Here is a 17763-nt window from a genome sequence, read left to right as displayed (position 1 = left end):
AGCCTGAGAGAAATGCATGACCTGAGAGCGAGACTTAGAAAAACTAGGAATATTTCCTAGAAATAGAATTGTCAGTAATAAAGCGTGAATAGGGTCACAGAAGGTAAGGAGAAAAGGCTCCCCCGGATGGGAAGCCTCGAGTGGTTATTGATTGCAGTTGCGCTCTCCGGGAATACCGCTGCCCAGAAATTCAAAGCGAACTCGTTCTACGTTTTGCAGATATTGAGTATCGGCCTGGCCGAAATCCGCCACTTTGACATTCCACGTCGTGAATGGGGTCGGTTCAAAATACGCGTACGCCAGTTTATTCGCCACCGCGCCGTCGAGAATAATACTGGTCTGGTTATGTTGAGCGTCATCCAGGCGATAATCGAACGAACGGTTAAGTGGTGTTGAACTGAACGCAAATTGCTGGTCTTTGAAGCGATCCTGATAGTTGCCTGAGTTGGATAGCTTGAGGTTGAATTCCTGACCGTAAGGCAACGATTCGCCTTCCAGGTAAACACGCAAAGTCGACAGGCGAACGCGGTCGTAGCGACAGAATTTTTCATTATCCAACGCGAGTTGCACATTCAATTCACCATGTTCGGCCAGGCTCTGTAACTGCGTCTGATCATCGATGATAAAATCTGTGACTGCCAGGCTGTCTTGTGGCGCAGGGTCAAACCGCTCAAGTGCGTTGAGATATTCAGATTCAATCGTAGCCAGATCACTTTGATAATCCAACGCACTTTTGTTGAGTGATGGTTTGAGGCTGCTTTCTTTTAATGCCCAGTACTTATACGCTTGCTTGTAATTGGCCAGTGCAATGAACATGGGGCGTTTGAAGTGAGTCAGCATCCGTGACAGCTCTTTCTCGATGGTATCAAACTGGCCGGATTCTTGTTGGTAATCCGTGATAGCTTGTTGCAATCGAGCTTGCTGATTTTGAGATACTTCCTGGGTTAACAGCATATCCAGCATTTTCGCCTGTTCGTGAGCCAGATTGAGTTGGGCGGTGTTGATGCCTTTCCCCAATAATACCTGCTTCTCCAGTTCCAATAGATATTGTCGCGCGCCTCTGATACCCAAACTGTCGGCAAAGCGCAGGTTGCTGCGCACTTCTGCCAGCATCAGATCCCAGGCAAGGTTACTCTCTTCAATCGTTGGCAGCGCAAAATTAAACGTGTCCAGGGCTCCGGCGATTTTTTGAATTTTGATACTGCCTTTGGCTTCATTGGTCAGCTTGGCGATTCCACCGATGGATTTACTGATGTTGTCAATAATGCCGGTGACGTTCTTGATGTTTGTGACCAGATTCTTGGCCTTAGACAAGGTTTCAGGTGTTTGGGATAGCTGCTCAGTGAGGTCGTTAACGGCCCCAAGGTTGCCAGTAAACACGCCGCTGATGGCGCTGCCGAGCTCGGCAATGGCCTGAAAAATCTGCAGGGCCGCGTTTAGCTCCTGCTGCGTTTTCCACACTTCAACACCATAAACATAATTGCTTCGTGCGCTCAGCGCCGTCAGCTCTTGTGTATTGTAGCGCTTTTCAAGTGCACTGAGGCTCTCATGAAGCTTGCTGACGTTTTTGTCGCTCTGATCAATGATAGACTGTTGCGCGTTTAAGACATCGGTGACATTGTCCAGAGCTCGTTGAGCGGCGTCCAGCTTGTCATCAATTTTAGTCTGGCGGTCTGAAGCCAGATCCCACTGGGCTTGATATGCAGCCATAGCATCCAGATAAGCGCGGTATTTGTCTTTATACAAAGTCCGGTCAAGCCGTGGCACGTACTGGTCGGACTGCGCGCTGAGCGTAATGAACTGCTGAAAAGCAACCGCCTGCAAATACAAATCAGCAAGTAGGGGATCTTTTTCCAGGGCATCATCTGACAAGCGCAGGGTTCTTTCTGCCCAGTCAATCATTTTACCTGCCACAACAGGGTTGGTATCAAACACCGCGCTCGCAGCATCAAAGATGCGACCCTCGATATCCACCAGAGAGGCCGTGTGCTGTAGCAGGTATTCATTGAGGTTGGTGGTAATGTCCACGCTGCGATAAGTGTCTCCGGCAGTTAACACAGAAATGCCAAGTGTATCTGCGTCATTGAGTTTATCGACGCTGACGGTGTCGTTGCTTCGAAATGCCAGAATATTAATGGTCGGCTCAACGTGATCAGCAATGATGGTAAAGGAAGCAACAGCCCCTTCTTTGCCTAAAACAAAGTTGGCTGTGCCATGGCCAATGACACGGCGAGCGAAGATCAGAATGTTCTGATTGTCGATCAGATGATTAAAGTTCTCATCAATTTTTAGTGTATCGGCAAACAAAACAACACGAGTCGGTTTAGTCACATATAAATTCTGTTCGGCTATCCAATCGCTGAAATTGACGTATAAGTCGGATGTGGTTCGGGATATCACAGAATTATTAATATAAGCTTTTTCTGTCCAGGATGGAATATTTACGTTTCCAGGAAGATTATTAACTTCCAGCCAGTCGTTTGCCAAAACAATAGAGGGTGACAGAGTCAGTGAAATTAAAACAGGAAGAAATTTCATAAAAATTTTCCTTAAAATTATTTTTTATACGCAGGATAAATTAATGCCCGGAAATAAAACCCGGGCAGTGAGTTTATTTATAGGTGTTACTTTATTTCTTGGATGTACGCATTATTAGCAAAAGCTTTGGCTTTCTCGCTGATATCTTTCCAGTTTTTCTCCGCTACTGTGGTGTTAGCGATGGCCCCTGCTGCACCCATGAACACACTGGACTCCAGGATTGATGCGTCTTGTTCTGCTGCATTCAAGGCAATCAGTAGCGACTCAAAATCGGTATTCAGCTTTTGCCAGTGCAGTTTGAGTTTATTGATGTGCGGAATTGCATGATCAATTTTCTCTGAAATGACCTGGATGCTTTGGGTTGAACGTTGATAGGTGTTGTAAATTTTCTGCGTATAGTTGAGTTTTGATTCGACGTCAGCCGCTTCTTCGGTCAAAGAGTTGCGTAGCTTACGCGCTTTTTCCGCTTTGTCGCCGTATACGCCCATGATAGGGATAGCAACAGCAGGGAACCAGGCGTAAGTGACGGCGGTGGCTGCAACGGTTGTGTAGTGATCATAGTCCGCATTCAACTGCTTAATTCGGTCTTGCAGATCTTTCAGGCGTTGCTGCAGTTCGCTCCCGTCATCGGTCAGATACTCACTGTGAGTACTCTCTAATGTATTGAGCTGTGCTTGTTGTGTTTCCAGCGCGGCGGAAAAGTCGCGCAGTTCTGTTTCGATATCCGTCACTTGTTGTTGATACTGCATAGAAAAGTTTTTTAACGCGGTGATGTAGCCAATCGCCATTTTACGGTGATTTTCGACTTCTGCTTTTGACGCCTCGTCTTGCAGGGCGGCCTTACTGAGAATGACGTTCAGTGAATTGCTAATCGGGTCAATCAGGTTGTTCTGTATGTCAGAATAGTTCGCCAGTGTCAGAGAGAGTTTCACGATATCTGGATACAAATCCTGCTTCCAGAAATAGGCCTTATCGTGTACTTCCACATACTGATCCAGTAAAGCCTGAAAATCCGTAAACGGGATGTCGTCAGGAATGCTCAAGGCGGATTTCATACCGGTTTCAGTAATCGGTAATGACAGTGCACCTTCTGCGTATACTTGGATTTGAAACCACTCTTGTTGGTTAAGAATAAACTCATCGGTATCCAAGTCGATAAAAGCGCCGTTTTCACCCAGAATGGTGTCATACGAAATAGGATTGATGGCCAGATTGACATGAGTTTCTGCGTTGTCTGAAGAGGTGTAACTGTTGGCAATGCCCGACGTTGACATTAACCCTAATGCTATTGCACTTACCAATAGGGTCTTATTATATTTTTTCATTTCTCTTACCTTTTTTGTGGTTATATTTCTTTTGGATGTTTAATAACTCAGTATTTGTTTTTAAATTAGACTGATTAATATTTAATGGACGTTTACCTACCAATAATCTAAATCGATAGTGCTGGTAAATTATCTAAAATTATTACGAATTTATTTTAACTAAGTCACACGAAAAATAATTACTTTGACTAAATTAGCTAAGGGTTTATTTTGTTTTGTTAAATTAGATTTTATTTATGTGCATGAGAGCCTTTTATTTATTGGCATTGATTGATGAAAGGGTTTATTTATTGATAGATGTATAATGTTTAATTGTTTTAAAATAAATAATTAAAATATTGAGATTTATTCCAAAATATAATGTTTTTTGTTTGTGTTTTATTTATTAATAGAGTTAAAGCTCTACATTTCCCGGTGGTGTATTACTCGATGTGAGCTGGGTTGCGAATTTGTGAGCAGGTGCGAGTGAAATGAATAAGTTTGTGATGTGATTTTTATCAATGGTGATATAGTTGCTGACAACGTGTTTTTATGGTGTTGCGATGCGACGGTCTGCTTCTAAACATACTGCGATGTTACTTGCCAGTGCTCTGAGTTGGGCGTTGGTGACTTTGATGCCTGTCATCAATGCACATGGGAGTCAGGCAGGCGTTTGGGCAACGTTGTGTACGATTAATGGCTTTGAACTGGTTCAGATTGAACAGGACAACCGTGAGACACAGCAGCATGGAAAGCCGTGTCCGTTTAGTCATTTTTCAACCTTTCACCAAATTAAGCTTCCAACTACACCTTTACTGACGCGACTGAGCTATGTCATTTCAGACCGCTACACTTTTTTGGCTCTAAGTGTACGATATGAAAGACAAGTTCCGCGCGCTCCTCCCATTTCCTTTCGATAAGTCAGTACAAAATAAATTGAAAAAGTCTGCCAATATCACCCCGGCGTTCGTCGAGTGGTGATGTTTTTTTGTGTATAAAGGAAATTATTTATGTTGAGTAACTCAACACTGTTTCATCAGTGCGATGCATCACGCGCGAAGTCGCTCTATTTTATGACCTGGCGCTGGCACTTTTATGCGGGTCTGTTTGTGATCCCTTTTTTGCTAATGCTGAGTATTACCGGGCTGGTTATGTTACTGGATGATGAAATCGAACTGGCGCGCTATGAATCGATCATTCAGGTTGAACCTGAGCCACATTCCTTGCCGGTTTCCAAGCAACTGCGAGCGATTAATGCAGCGTTTCCCGGCTACAGCGTGACCCAGTATATCCCGGCAGCATCCGACGATGTTGCGAATCGCTTTTCGATTCAAGCGCCAGACGGACAAACCTTGTTGGCGACGGTCAACCCCTACACTGGTGAAGTGCTGGGGACGATAGACCGCAGCAACAGCATCTATAGCTTTGCAAATGATATCCACGCGACCCTACTACTCGGGCAATGGGGCGATTACCTGATTGAGGTAGCAGCCAGTCTGGGAATGGTGTTGTTGGTCAGTGGGATCTACTTATGGCTACCGCGAGATAACGCCAGTAGAGCGGGCTTCCTTAAGGTTCGAATGAAAAATGGCACACGCATTTTTATGCGGGATTTGCACGCTAATCTGGGTGGCGCCTTGTCTGTTGTCCTGCTGTTTTTCTTGATCTCTGGCTTGTCGTGGACGGGGATTTGGGGGGCGAAACTGGTCCAGGCCTGGAATACATTTCCGACGTATTACACCTGGGGAGACAAGCCGGAATCTGCGCTGACGCACGCCAGTTTGAATCATGGCACCGAAGAAGAGATGCCGTGGAATTTGGAGCAGGCTACTTTGCCGCAATCGCAGGACAGGGTGACTCATGATCATAGTAAGATGGGGCACGAGTCGATGTCCTCGGAAACGTCTTATCACCTCGATCTCGATCACTTGATTGCGCGTGCTAAAAGCATGGGCTTCACTCAATACTCGGTGTATTTTCCAAAATCGGAAACCGGTGTCTTTACGATTGCTGCAAACTCTATGGCCGGGCAGGTAACGGATCCGCGTTTGGATCGCACCAGTCATTTTGATCAGTATTCTGGCCGCTTACTGATGGATGTGACATGGCAGGACTACAGCGTCTTTGCCAAATTGATGGCCGCAGGCGTGTCTTTGCATCAGGGTGATCTGAGTACGCTAAACAAAGTGCTGAATATACTGTTTTGTCTGATGTTCATCTTCTTGGCGGTATCGGGTGGGGTGATGTGGTGGATACGTCGTCCGAGCGGACAGAAAAAGCTTGGTGTGCCGCCACGCTTTCAATCGTCAGGAATATGGAAGACGGGCTTGGTCACGCTGCTTTTGATTGGGGTGGCGTTTCCGATGGCGGGGATCACCATTATTGTCGCGCTGTTACTGGATTGGATGCTATTTAGCCGGGTAGAGCGATTGCGTGTGACATTTCGTTAAACTAAACGAGTCAGTTCAGGCTGACTCTTTTTCATGGCTTTGTCATCTCTGATAAATTTCCAGCGGAAGCTGGTCCGGATCCTGAAAAAATGTGTATCGCTTACCTGTAAACTCATCGGTGCGAACGGGCTCAACTTCGATGCCTTGACCGCACAGGTAAGCCACTACGTTGTCGATATCTTCAACTTCAAAGGCCAGGTGGCGTAACCCCTGTGCTTCGGGAAAACTGGGACGCTTTGGGGCGTCGGGAAAGCTAAACAGTTCTATTTGCGATCCGTCAGGCAGCGCCAGATCGAGTTTGTACGAGTCTCGGGTTTGACGGTAGTTTTCAGCCACCACCTTCAGGCCTAATACTTCAGTATAGAAATGTTTAGACGCCACGTAGTCTGAACAGATGATCGCAACATGATGAATTCTGGAAAACATGATCACTCCTGAATTGAGGGAGCCGACAGCTTTTCGCGCAGCTCGCGAACCGCGTAGTCTATAAATACCCGCAGCCGGGCGGGCATATACTTGGTCTGGGGATACTGCATCGCAATCGCGCCGTGGTAATTGCTTTTGATTGTCCAGTCGGGCAGCACCGGTACGACCTGGCCGGCGGTGATGGCGCCGGCGATGACAAAATCATGAAAAATACCAATACCGAGTCCGTTTTTGACGCCATTCAGACGCATCTGGGAGTGATTTACCGCGTAGCGGCCGCGTACTGCAACGGTGTGAAACTCGTCGTCTTTGAGAAAATCCCACAGGTTATCGCGTCCGGTTTCCGCCAGATAGAGACAATCATGTTGCTCAAGAGCGGTTGGATGAGACGGCATGCCATGTCGCTGGAGATAATTCGGGCTGGCACACAAGACCAGGTTAGTCTTACCGATTTCTCGCAGCACCAGGTTTTCATCTGGCTTATCCGTGAGTTTAAACGCGACATCAATATTGTCGCGAAATAGGTCGATCTGGCCGTCAACGACCCTAAGCTTGAGCTCAATCTCCGGATATTGCTGCAAAAACGGGATCACGAAAGGCTGCAATACGGAGTTGAGAAACGCTTCCGGTGCTGCAACGGTCAGTGAACCAGAAGGCACGCTGTGGTCAGCGCTCGACAGCTCGACCGCTTGTTGCGCGGCATTGAGCATAATGACCGCTTGGTCGTAAATCTTCTGACCAGCCTGCGTGATGATGAGTTTGCGTGTTGTACGTTCAAACAGTTTAACCGAGAGTGCTTTTTCCAGCCGGGTGATCAATTTACTCAACGCAGAAGGCGTGACATCGAGCTTTTTGGCAGCGCCGGTAAAGCTGCCTTCATCCACCACCAGAATAAACATGGCTAAGTCGGGTAACAGGGTAACCAGTTTCGGGTTAAACATAGGGTCAGTATCTGCCTTCACATTCTAGAGCACTGAGTTTAATTGATAAATCGCCACATGTAATCCAATAAGGTGGGCTCGATTTAGCGCCCCCGGATGGGAGAGACATCGCCATTTCCTGTTAAAAAGTTCATTTGTGCCTTGAGTTCACTAATGTTTTTCCATGTCGAGGGATAATCGTTTTCTACCCCATGGCTTACACTAGATGGTAATGAGTTATTACGGTCTGTGACCCTTGTCACACAAAGGCTGACCCTACGATTGAGTGGTATCACACTCAACAGAACAACCAGGAAGGAATGGCAAATGTCTTCTGCATTTTACCAACAAATCCAACAACAGATCGAAGAAGTGAAAGCTGAAGGTCTGTACAAATCTGAACGTATTATCACGTCGCAGCAGCAAGCCGCAGTCAAAATCGCCAGCGGTGAGGAAGTACTGAACTTCTGTGCGAACAACTACCTTGGTCTTGCAAACCACCCTGCGCTGATTGAAGCGGGGAAAGCGGGCATGGACGAGCATGGTTTTGGCATGGCGTCAGTTCGTTTTATCTGTGGTACACAAGACATCCACAAAGAGCTTGAGCAGAAGCTGTCGACCTTCTTGGGCAAAGAAGACACCATTCTTTATACGTCTTGTTTTGACGCAAACGCCGGGTTGTTTGAAACCATTCTGGATAAAGAAGACGCGATCATCTCCGATGCGCTGAACCACGCCTCCATCATTGACGGTGTGCGCCTGTGTAAAGCGATGCGTTTCCGCTATTCCAACAACAACATGACTGAACTTGAAGAGCAGTTGATTGCGGCGAAAGACGCCGGTGCCCGCAATATCCTGATTGTGACCGATGGTGTGTTTTCGATGGATGGCGTGGTTGCCAACTTGCCGGCTATCTGTGATCTGGCGGAGAAATACGGTGCACTGACTATGGTCGATGACTCACACGCCGTAGGCTTTATGGGCAAAACGGGCGCGGGTACCCATGAATATCATGATGTGGTGGATCGCATCGACATCATTACGGGCACCTTGGGTAAAGCCATGGGCGGCGCGTCAGGCGGCTATACTTCGGGTAAGAAAGAAGTGATTGAGTGGCTGCGTCAGCGCTCACGCCCGTACTTGTTCTCAAACTCTGTTGCACCGGCGATTGTCAGCGCATCAATTCGCGTACTGGACTTGTTGCAAGAGAGCGGCGATCTGCGCGATCGTTTGTGGGAAAACGCGACGCACTTCCGCACTCGTATGTCGGAAGCAGGTTTTACGCTGGCTGGTGCTGATCATGCCATCATTCCAATCATGCTGGGTGACGCGAAAGTCGCCGCTGAGTTTGCAGAACGCGCTCTGGAGAAAGGCATCTACGTTATTGGTTTCTCTTTCCCTGTCGTGCCAAAAGGTCAGGCGCGCATCCGCACGCAGATGTCTGCCGCGCATTCACGTGAACAGCTGGATAAAGCCATCGATGCGTTTATCGAAGTTGGCCGTGACATGGAGATCATCAAGTAATGAAAATCAAAGCACTGTCAAAACTAAAGCCTGAAGAAGGCATCTGGATGAACGAAGTGGACATGCCTGAGCTTGGCCACAATGATCTGTTGATCCGGATTAAGAAAACGGCTATTTGTGGGACCGACGTCCATATCTACAACTGGGACGAATGGTCACAGAACACCATTCCGGTACCTATGGTTGTGGGTCACGAATACGTTGGTGAAGTCGTCGGTATCGGGCAAGAAGTGCGTGGTTTTGCTATTGGCGACCGTGTATCTGGCGAAGGTCACATCACTTGTGGACACTGTCGTAACTGTCGTGGTGGTCGTACCCACCTGTGTCGTAACACTGTGGGCGTTGGTGTGAACCGCACCGGTGCGTTCTCTGAGTATCTGGTGATCCCAGCGTTCAACGCATTTAAGATCCCAGATGAGATTTCTGACGATCTGGCGTCTATCTTTGACCCGTTTGGAAATGCAGTTCACACGGCATTGTCTTTTGATCTGGTCGGTGAAGATGTGTTGATTACTGGTGCGGGTCCGATCGGTATCATGGCGGCGGCAGTCGCTAAGCATGTCGGCGCGCGCCACGTGGTGATCACGGATGTCAATGAATACCGCTTAAATCTGGCTCGTCAGATGGGTGTCACCCGTGCTGTGAACGTTGCTGAACAGAAACTGGAAGACGTCATGGAAGAGCTTGGCATGACGGAAGGTTTTGATGTTGGCCTGGAAATGTCGGGGAACCCGTCTGCGTTTAACTCCATGCTGAAAACCATGAATCACGGTGGTCGCATTGCATTGTTGGGTATTCCGCCATCGGACATGGGCATCGACTGGAATCAAGTGATTTTCAAAGGCTTAGTGATTAAGGGCATTTACGGAAGAGAAATGTTCGAGACGTGGTACAAGATGGCCAGCCTGATTCAATCTGGTTTGGATCTGACGCCAATCATCACTCACCATTACAAAGTTGATGATTTCCAAAAAGGCTTCGACATTATGCGTTCAGGCCAATCTGGTAAAGTTATCCTGGATTGGGAATAACACTCCAAATAAAACAAGCGCTCCGATTGGGGCGCTTTTTAATCGTGGCATAAACTGAGTAATCAATAACTATGCTGTTTGGCAGTTCATATCTTACCCCGTTCATGCTTTAACATTGTCCAAATTAGCTGATCGCTTTCGCAATTTTCTTTAACAGTAAGTCAGCAGTAGTGGGTTTTACAGCATAATCTGAAGCGCCATGCTGAATGCATGATTGAATTACTTCTTTGTCAGCATGACTGGTTAGCATAATAATCGGAACGTCTTTGATGACGTCTAATTTTTTGATGGCTTGTAATGTCGAGAGTCCATCCATAATCGGCATGTCTATATCTAAAAGTATAACGCTAGGTAACATTACTTTTGCTTTTATTAATGCTTCAACGCCATTGCTGGCTAGCTCAACCTTAAATCCTCTTGGTTCCAAAATCGTCATTATTATTTTCTGCATAACAGGTTGATCCTCCGCCACGACGATAACTTTTTTCTTATTATTTAATTTTGGTCTGATTTCGTCGAGCATACTAGAAAAGGTTTGTAGTATATCTGAACTACTCTCCTTATATATTTGTAAGTTTTCTCGAAAAGATTTTAAAGAGAAATTAAACGATTCATCTCTTTTTATATGCTCAGGAAGAGATTTAATAATATTAGTAAAGGATTTATCCCATTCTGAAGTAGGTACGTGTTTTAATAAATTATCTAGAGGTGAGACAAGACTTTTAAATTCCTGGTTTTTTACATCTATTATATGGTCAACATCGTTTTTACACTGAGATATAGAATCAATACTTTGACTTAGTGAATTGAGTAGGCTGGCATTATCTCCAATTACTTCTAGTAAATGGACATCGGCCATTAAATGCTCGGCTAAACGTTTGATTGTCAATTTTAATCGGTTTGCATCGTATATTGGTTTTACGATTTCGTATATATAAAACTCATTTTCACTACAAAGAGTATAGGCTTTTTGTCGGCTTGATTTGTCGCATAGCAATATATCAAAATGTGGAGTTTTAGAATGGGATTTCAACGCATGGTGTTCACGAATAAGTGAGGCAAGCTGATAGGCATCTATTGCATGTTCAAAAACGTAAACGTAGATAATACTAACATGATCTTCTGTTAGTTTTTCTGCAAATTTGCTGTGTTCTGAATTTGTGTTAATTTTTGAAATATCATTGAACATGTTCTCAAATAGAGGAATGATAATATCGACCATCTCAGCGTCGTTATAGAAAATATATACACTTGTTTTATCAAACACCATGCTTCCCTCATGCGTTCTTTATCTTTATTTTTTCGACTACAATTTTTAGGACAACCCAGTCTTTATCGTTATTGCGCGTCTTCATCCATGCGCCAAAGTCTAATTTCTTATGCAAATAATGAAGAGCTTAGCGATTGGCTTGTTCAAATAGTAGCTGTTTGATGAAGTTTTCACTGAGCACGTTTTTCTCCCGTTGAAGGTTAAATTATTTTTTCTGCTTTGAGTTGAGTTTCAACAAGCTTCATCATGGCTTGTATCTCTACTACTTTTTTGCTGGTGTAATTAGAGTCACTGTGCTGGTTTTCTAGATTTCGGAATAACTCTCCTAGCTTTAACACCCCGCTAGACGATGCAGAGCCCTTTGCTCCGTGAGCTAAGCTCCTAATATCCTCGGGGCGATTTTTCTGAACGGCGATTTTTATTTTTTCGAAGTCATTGGTAACGCTATCCCAAAACATTGAAAGTACAGCGCGTTGCATTTCTTTATCTTCACTGCCGATGACGCTGGAGAGATACTGGTAGTCAATGAGGTTACTATCATGAGTGATTTCGACAGTAAGATCGTTAAATTGATCCGTTGAAGAGTGCTCGTTGATATTCTTCTTGTCTCGCAATGCCTTTCCACGTAATCGCAGTGACAGCACCTTCTTCAACGTAGAAAGCTCAACGGGTTTGGCTATATAGTCATCCATTCCAGATTCTAAGCAATGCTCGGCTTCGCCCACTAATGCATTGGCGGTAAGCGCGACAATGATGGTACGTTCTAAACCGAGCTCAGCTTCGACTCGGCGGACTTCGGATGTAAGCTCAAAACCATCCATTTCAGGCATATGGCAGTCGGTCAGCACCAATGAATACTCTCCATCCATCCACCGTTCGAACGCTTCTTTGCCGTTTTCGGTCATTTCATATTTATAACCCAACTTTTTGAGCTGCTGAGCGAGAACTAGTTGATTGGTCGGTTGATCTTCGGCACATAGAATCACCGCACTGCTGGTCTCATCCTGATGCTCTCGATGCTCACGAGGTTCGGTATCTTGGTAGAAACTATCGGACCATTCAAAATCGGGGCTTTTGTTACCAGACAGGACCGCAAGTCCGGTCATCAGTTCACTGGGCTTTAGTGGATGAACTCCCACAACGAATTTGTTTGGACGCACATAGCCATCGGCGGATGCCGGGCTGTCATCCAATTCGAGGTAGCGAACGGCATCGTTACCGGACACATCAATGTGTTGATCAGTAATCACAATCGTTTTCGATGAAAAGCGAAAGCCATTGGTTTGGTCTGAGGTTACATGAATGCTCTGGGGGTTGAAGTGAGAGAGTATGGTCTCAATGGATTGTTGAAGGTATTGGTCGTCAATGCGCAACACAATAAAATATGGTGATAAGTCATACTGACCAAACAAGAGTCCAGAACCGGTTGAATCTATTGGTATTGCCACTGAAAACTGACTGCCTTTATTGGGTTCGCTGACCACATTGATGGTACCGTTCATTAGTTCTATGAAGGACTTGCTAATGCTCAGGCCCAAGCCAGTTCCTCCATATTTGCGCGTTGTCGAGCTGTCAGCTTGTGTAAATGGTTTGAACAGACGAGCGACTTGTTCGGAGTTCATACCCACGCCATTGTCGGCTACGGTCACCATCAAATTCTGTTCACGATAACTTATGATCAGTTTTACGTATCCTATCTCCTGCTCGCTGTTGGTAAACTTAATGGCATTGCCGAGCAGGTTTAAGATAATCTGACGGGTTCTCACAGGATCTAAGCTAAGCTTTTCGGGAAGGTTTGTTTCAAAACACAGGTAAATCCCCACCTGTTTTTGATGGGCGTTCACCCATAGGGCTTCCGCTGTTTTTTCAATTAGGTGCAGAATATGGACGTCAGTTAGATCGAGCTCCATCTGACCCGACTCGATTTTAGAAAAGTCTAATATATCATTGATGATTTCCAGTAATGAGAAGGAAGAGTCACGTATGGTGCTCACCATTTTTCTCTGATCGTTAGTCAGCTCAGTTTCTCTTAGCAAATCAACCATGCCAACCACGCCATTCATGGGTGTGCGTATTTCATGGCTCATTGTTGCCAGAAAGCGTGATTTTGCTTCGTTCGCCTGTCTGGCCGCTAGAGTTTCCTTCTCTAAAGCTGCCTGAGCATCTTTTTCGTCGGTAATGTCCAGGTTAATACCAAACACCATCTCATAGCCTGACTCCTTATCGAGTACAACGTCACCCGCAGCTTTGATCCACTTCGTCTGGTTTGTCGATTGATTGATGATTCTGAACTCTGCGTTAAATACATCTTTACTGTTCAGGCTGTGTTCAAAAGCGTGTGTGGCTTTGTCTGCATCACTTGGATGTAGCGCCTGTTTCCAGTGTTCATAATTGAGCTCTACGCCGTGTTCGATGCCATACAAGGCGTACATATTGTCGTCCCACTTCAAATGGCCGGTATGGGTATTAAGTACCCAATTACATATTCCGCCCGCATCTGAAGCGAGACGCATGCCTCTCAACAGTTCGTCTCTTGCTGCTTTGGCCGAACGTAACTCTTCTTCGATTCTTTTTCTGTTAGATATGTCCTCAATGACAGAAATGAAATATTTTGGACGCGTGTCCTCATCGAACACGACTGAGACGGACAGTGTTGCCCAGAAAGTTTCATTCGCCTTGTTGATGTAGCGCTTGTCGATGGTGAAGGTGCGTTGTTGACCTTCAAGAAGCGCAGACACCATCTCTTGGCTTCTTGTCTGATCATCTGGATGAGTGACATGGCTGAGCTTCATTTCTAGTAGTTCTTGTTCACCGTAACCAAAAATGTCACACATTTTGTCGTTAACCTCGATGAACCTGCCGTCTAAGGCAACCCGGCAAATACCTACAGCAGCCTGGCTGAATGCAGCACGATAAATGATTTCACGCTCACGAAGCTCACTTTGGAGAGCTTGTTCTCTCCGCTTTATCTCTTCCTGAATGGTGATGTCTTTCACCATGCCAACAAAAACCTGTGAATCACCGACTTTGGTTTCACCGACGGAGACTTCAATAGGAAAAACGCGTCCTGACTTGTGAAGCCCCTTAACTTTCCGAGGTGCCCCTATCAGTTTTTTATTTCCCGTAAATAAAAACGTATTAAGGTAATTGTCATGTTCTCCTGCGTACTGGTCGGGCATCAGTATTGAAACATTCTCTCCAATGAGATCATCCCGAACTCTGCCAAAGATCAGTTCGGTAGAGCGGTTTATGTCCAAAATCTTTCCTTGGGCATCAATGACTACTGTGCCATCCAGAGCGGTATCGAAGACAGTGCGAAGGCGAGTTTCCGACTCTCTGGCTTCTTGCGTTCTTCTCTCGATTTCTTGTTCGAGTTTTAGGGTATTTTCTTCTTCACGTCGCTTGATATCGGTAATGTCGGTTTGGATACCGATAAAGTGCGTCATGATGCCTTCTTCATTGAAAACTGGGTCGATTCTCAAATTGTTGTAAAAGAGCGTGCCATTTTTTCTGTAGTTACGAAGCACAACGGAGCAGGATGTTTTGTTTTGTAACGCCAGTCGTATCTTGTCTAATCCCGGTTGGTCACGATCATCATTCTGAAGAAAGCGGCAATTTTTGCCCAAAACCTCCTCACGACTGTATCCGGTGAGAAGTTCAAACGCCTTGTTAGTGAAGACAATCGGAAAGTCAGGCTTACTCACTTCGCTGACAATAATACCGGAAGTGGTGGAATCGATAGCTTTACTTTGAATATCGAGTAAAAATCGTTGTTCGTCAGTTTCTTGGCTTAGTTTTTCTCTCTCTATGACAATATCTTTGAGGTTATCAAGTTCCGACACCATCACAGCGATTTCATCCTGCCCGTAAACCTTGGGTAAGATGACATCTTTTTCACCATTGGCCAAGCTTTTGATTGCATATGAAAGTTCTCGCAAAGGACGGGCAATCTTTTTACTGAGATAGAAGGACACGATGACAATAAGAGCCAGGAGCAGCAATGAAACCAGAAATGTACTGCGGAATAACATATTGGATTCATAAAATGCTTCGTTTACCGCAATACGGATCATGACAGACCAACCCAGGCCCGGGTAATCATACGCGCCATTGGTATGAGCATAACCAGTGACTTGGTTGATCTGTTTACGAAAGTGCGTGGAGATATTTGAGCCGCTTCTGCCCGCGACCGCTAGACGAGCGCCTTCCACTCCATTTTTAGCCAGATTGAGCTCGCCAATTATAGAAAAATCACGGATGTATTTAGGCTTACTCTGTCCTACGGGATCATAATCAACGATGATCCTACCCTGATTGTCAAGGATGGTAAGTTCTGAGCTCAGAAAGCCTCGATTAGAAAGCAGCTCATAAGTTTCAGCGACGATGTTCTCTACAACAGAGAAATCAACCACATTCACCCAAAGTCCGGTATTGTTCCCATTTTTGTCTCGAATGAGTGCAGCAAAAATCATGTCAAAAGAGTTGGGGTTATCATCTATCAGAAAGCGTCGGGGGCCAACGACGTAACTGCTTTCTGGTTTGTCTGGAGAAAGCGTATTCCCATCAACGGCCTCTTGGAACCAAGTGCTATTTTTGACTTTTTCCGCTGTCGTCTGGACATTGGGTAATGTCTTACCAAATTGATTTTTCGTACTTTGTGCGAGTAAATTACCTTGCAGATCAAACACCATGATCCGTCGGTAGACTTTATAATTTCGGACCAGATCGTTTAGGCTGGACGCAAAATCTGGGCTTGAAGAGATAAACCCGAGTCTACCTTCATCGACTTCCCCCAATGCTAAGCGAAACGCTTGTACGTCATGGTAGCGTTCGAATAAATTACGCTCTATTAATCGAATCAGGAGAGTGGCCTCTCTTTCGATATTGGTTAACGTTGTGTCTTGGAGAATATCTTTACCTTTCTGAGAAACAATCGTAACAACGCCCAACATAACTAGGCTTAAGCTTAAAAAAAGCAGGGGAAGTTTGATGGAAAACTTCATTCAGTACGCTCTTTATTAGGGATAGGAGTTCGAATGAGAGAGGCTATTTCATCTAACGGTCCCGGCTTCGAGTATAAATACCCTTGTCCGGAGTCACACCCTGCCTTGAGTAAGAAGTCTTCAACATCGTTAGTTTCGATGCCTTCCGCAACCACTTCTATTCCCATTGCTTTGGCCATTTTTATACTTTGCTCAACGATCGCCGCTGATTTGGCATTGGTTAGGCAATCAAATACGAAGCTTTTGTCTATTTTAAGCTCATTAAATGGAATAGCGTGAAGCTTGGCAATGGAGGAGTAGCCGGTGCCGAAGTCGTCGATGGAGAGCTTAAATTGCATCATTTTTAACCTGAGCATTTGAATGTCTATGGTGGTAGGGTCCGGCGCTATCGCCGTTTCGGTAAGTTCACAAATAATTTGTTGTGGTGGTATACCATGAGAATTAACTATGTGGCTTAACCATTTAGGAAATGCTTGGTTTTCCAGAACTTTACCGGAAATATTGAAAGCGAGAGTCAGTGATTTTCTGTTGGGAAATTCCTTAGCGAACGATGTTAAAGCTTTCTCAATCACTCGTTGAGTCAGGTTCAATATTAGGGTTGCAGATTTTTCAGCCGCAGGAATAAAGCTGTCTGGATAAATCAACAGGTCGTTTTCGTCGATGATGCGAACCAGTGCTTCCAATCCTTTCACTTTTTTTGTGCGCAGATCTAACTGGGGTTGAAAGTATGCCTCCAAGTGGTCACTGTTGAGGTGGTGAGTCAACTCTTCTTCCGTTAGCTCTCTATACCGCTTTGCTTTGTTGTTCGGGTTCGGAAGCATCCTGATCGTATCAATCACTTTTTGAACGATTTGGAACGTGATTGGTTTTTCAACACAACCAATAATTCTTAAGTCGTAAAGCCGTGCCAAATTAGATGTCGACGCGAGTACCTCTTGTTCCTGACTGCTAATGATGATAACGGCGCCAGTAAACTTACTTTCACCCAGAAAGCGTAATACTTCAAAGCCATCTTCAATCGGCATGTCTAGATCACAAAAAATCGCATCAAAGGTATGACAAGCGATCAAATCTTTCGCTTGCTTGCCATTTTCTGCTTCGTGGATGTTTTGGATCCCCAAGTTACCCAAACATAGCGCCAAGGTATGCCTGATGATCTGCTGATCATCGACAACCAGAATGCTAGAGTGCGTAATCGACACAGAGACCTCCCTTACTTAAGTATTAAATTTTGCTTTCTTCTTAATACGTTAGTTTAGGTAGGGGATATCAATTTTGCCAAAAATCTTCTAAGCGG

The 17763-nt window shown here is 45.3% G+C and carries 11 protein-coding genes; 4 read left to right on the top strand and 7 right to left on the bottom strand.

Annotated elements, in window-relative coordinates:
• Positions 1-144: 144 nt before the first annotated feature.
• Together VPR01S_RS16380 and VPR01S_RS16375 are read right to left on the bottom strand one after the other, a co-directional pair.
• Complete coding sequence (locus VPR01S_RS16380; protein WP_021706477.1) at positions 145-2538, bottom strand: hypothetical protein; 2394 nt, start codon at positions 2536-2538, stop codon at positions 145-147.
• An 86-nt stretch (positions 2539-2624) separates the two neighbouring features.
• Positions 2625-3863 (bottom strand): alpha-xenorhabdolysin family binary toxin subunit A, encoded by a 1239-nt coding sequence (locus VPR01S_RS16375; protein WP_021706476.1) that lies wholly within the window; start codon positions 3861-3863, stop codon positions 2625-2627.
• A gap of 542 nt (positions 3864-4405) precedes the next feature.
• On the opposite strand from VPR01S_RS16375, the gene VPR01S_RS23085 reads away from it, so the two are divergent.
• Entirely contained in the window at positions 4406-4762 is a 357-nt protein-coding gene (locus tag VPR01S_RS23085) for a hypothetical protein (RefSeq protein WP_081693196.1), read from the top strand.
• A gap of 90 nt (positions 4763-4852) precedes the next feature.
• The gene (locus VPR01S_RS16370) at positions 4853-6292 is read left to right on the top strand and encodes a PepSY-associated TM helix domain-containing protein (protein ID WP_021706475.1); all 1440 of its coding nucleotides are present in this window, start codon (positions 4853-4855) and stop codon (positions 6290-6292) included.
• Between the two features lie 42 nt (positions 6293-6334).
• On the opposite strand, the gene gloA2 is transcribed toward VPR01S_RS16370, so the two are convergent.
• The gene (gene gloA2 / locus VPR01S_RS16365) at positions 6335-6718 is read right to left on the bottom strand and encodes an SMU1112c/YaeR family gloxylase I-like metalloprotein (protein WP_021706474.1); all 384 of its coding nucleotides are present in this window, start codon (positions 6716-6718) and stop codon (positions 6335-6337) included.
• Positions 6719-6720: 2 nt separating this feature from the next.
• Positions 6721-7659, bottom strand: coding sequence for a LysR family transcriptional regulator (locus VPR01S_RS16360; RefSeq protein ID WP_021706473.1), 939 nt, complete (start codon positions 7657-7659; stop codon positions 6721-6723).
• Positions 7660-7965: 306 nt separating this feature from the next.
• Between VPR01S_RS16360 and VPR01S_RS16355 the strand changes: the two genes are divergently transcribed.
• Both VPR01S_RS16355 and tdh read left to right on the top strand, forming a co-directional pair.
• Positions 7966-9162, top strand: a complete 1197-nt coding sequence (locus tag VPR01S_RS16355) for a glycine C-acetyltransferase (RefSeq protein WP_021706472.1) — start codon at positions 7966-7968, stop codon at positions 9160-9162.
• Entirely contained in the window at positions 9162-10193 is a 1032-nt protein-coding gene (gene tdh / locus VPR01S_RS16350) for an L-threonine 3-dehydrogenase (RefSeq protein WP_021706471.1), read from the top strand. The genes VPR01S_RS16355 and tdh overlap by 1 nt, the downstream gene beginning before the upstream one ends.
• Positions 10194-10317: 124 nt before the next feature.
• Here the strand turns inward: tdh and VPR01S_RS22015 are convergent, their stop codons facing one another.
• The 3 genes from VPR01S_RS22015 to VPR01S_RS16335 all read right to left on the bottom strand — a co-directional run bounded on the left by VPR01S_RS22015 (position 10318) and on the right by VPR01S_RS16335 (position 17668).
• Entirely contained in the window at positions 10318-11463 is a 1146-nt protein-coding gene (locus tag VPR01S_RS22015; protein ID WP_021706470.1) for a response regulator, read from the bottom strand.
• Between the two features lie 200 nt (positions 11464-11663).
• Positions 11664-16466, bottom strand: a complete 4803-nt coding sequence (locus VPR01S_RS16340) for a PAS domain S-box protein (protein ID WP_021706469.1) — start codon at positions 16464-16466, stop codon at positions 11664-11666.
• Positions 16463-17668 carry an EAL domain-containing response regulator gene (locus tag VPR01S_RS16335; protein WP_021706468.1) on the bottom strand — a complete coding sequence of 402 codons (1206 nt, stop codon included), beginning with the start codon at positions 17666-17668 and terminating at the stop codon, positions 16463-16465. The genes VPR01S_RS16340 and VPR01S_RS16335 overlap by 4 nt, the downstream gene beginning before the upstream one ends.
• Between the last annotated feature and the right edge of the window lie 95 nt (positions 17669-17763).

It is taken from the genome of Vibrio proteolyticus NBRC 13287 (genome assembly GCF_000467125.1).
In the GTDB taxonomy this organism is placed as follows: Bacteria; Pseudomonadota; Gammaproteobacteria; order Enterobacterales; family Vibrionaceae; genus Vibrio; species Vibrio proteolyticus.
This window is presented reverse-complemented; position numbering and strand designations above follow the sequence as displayed.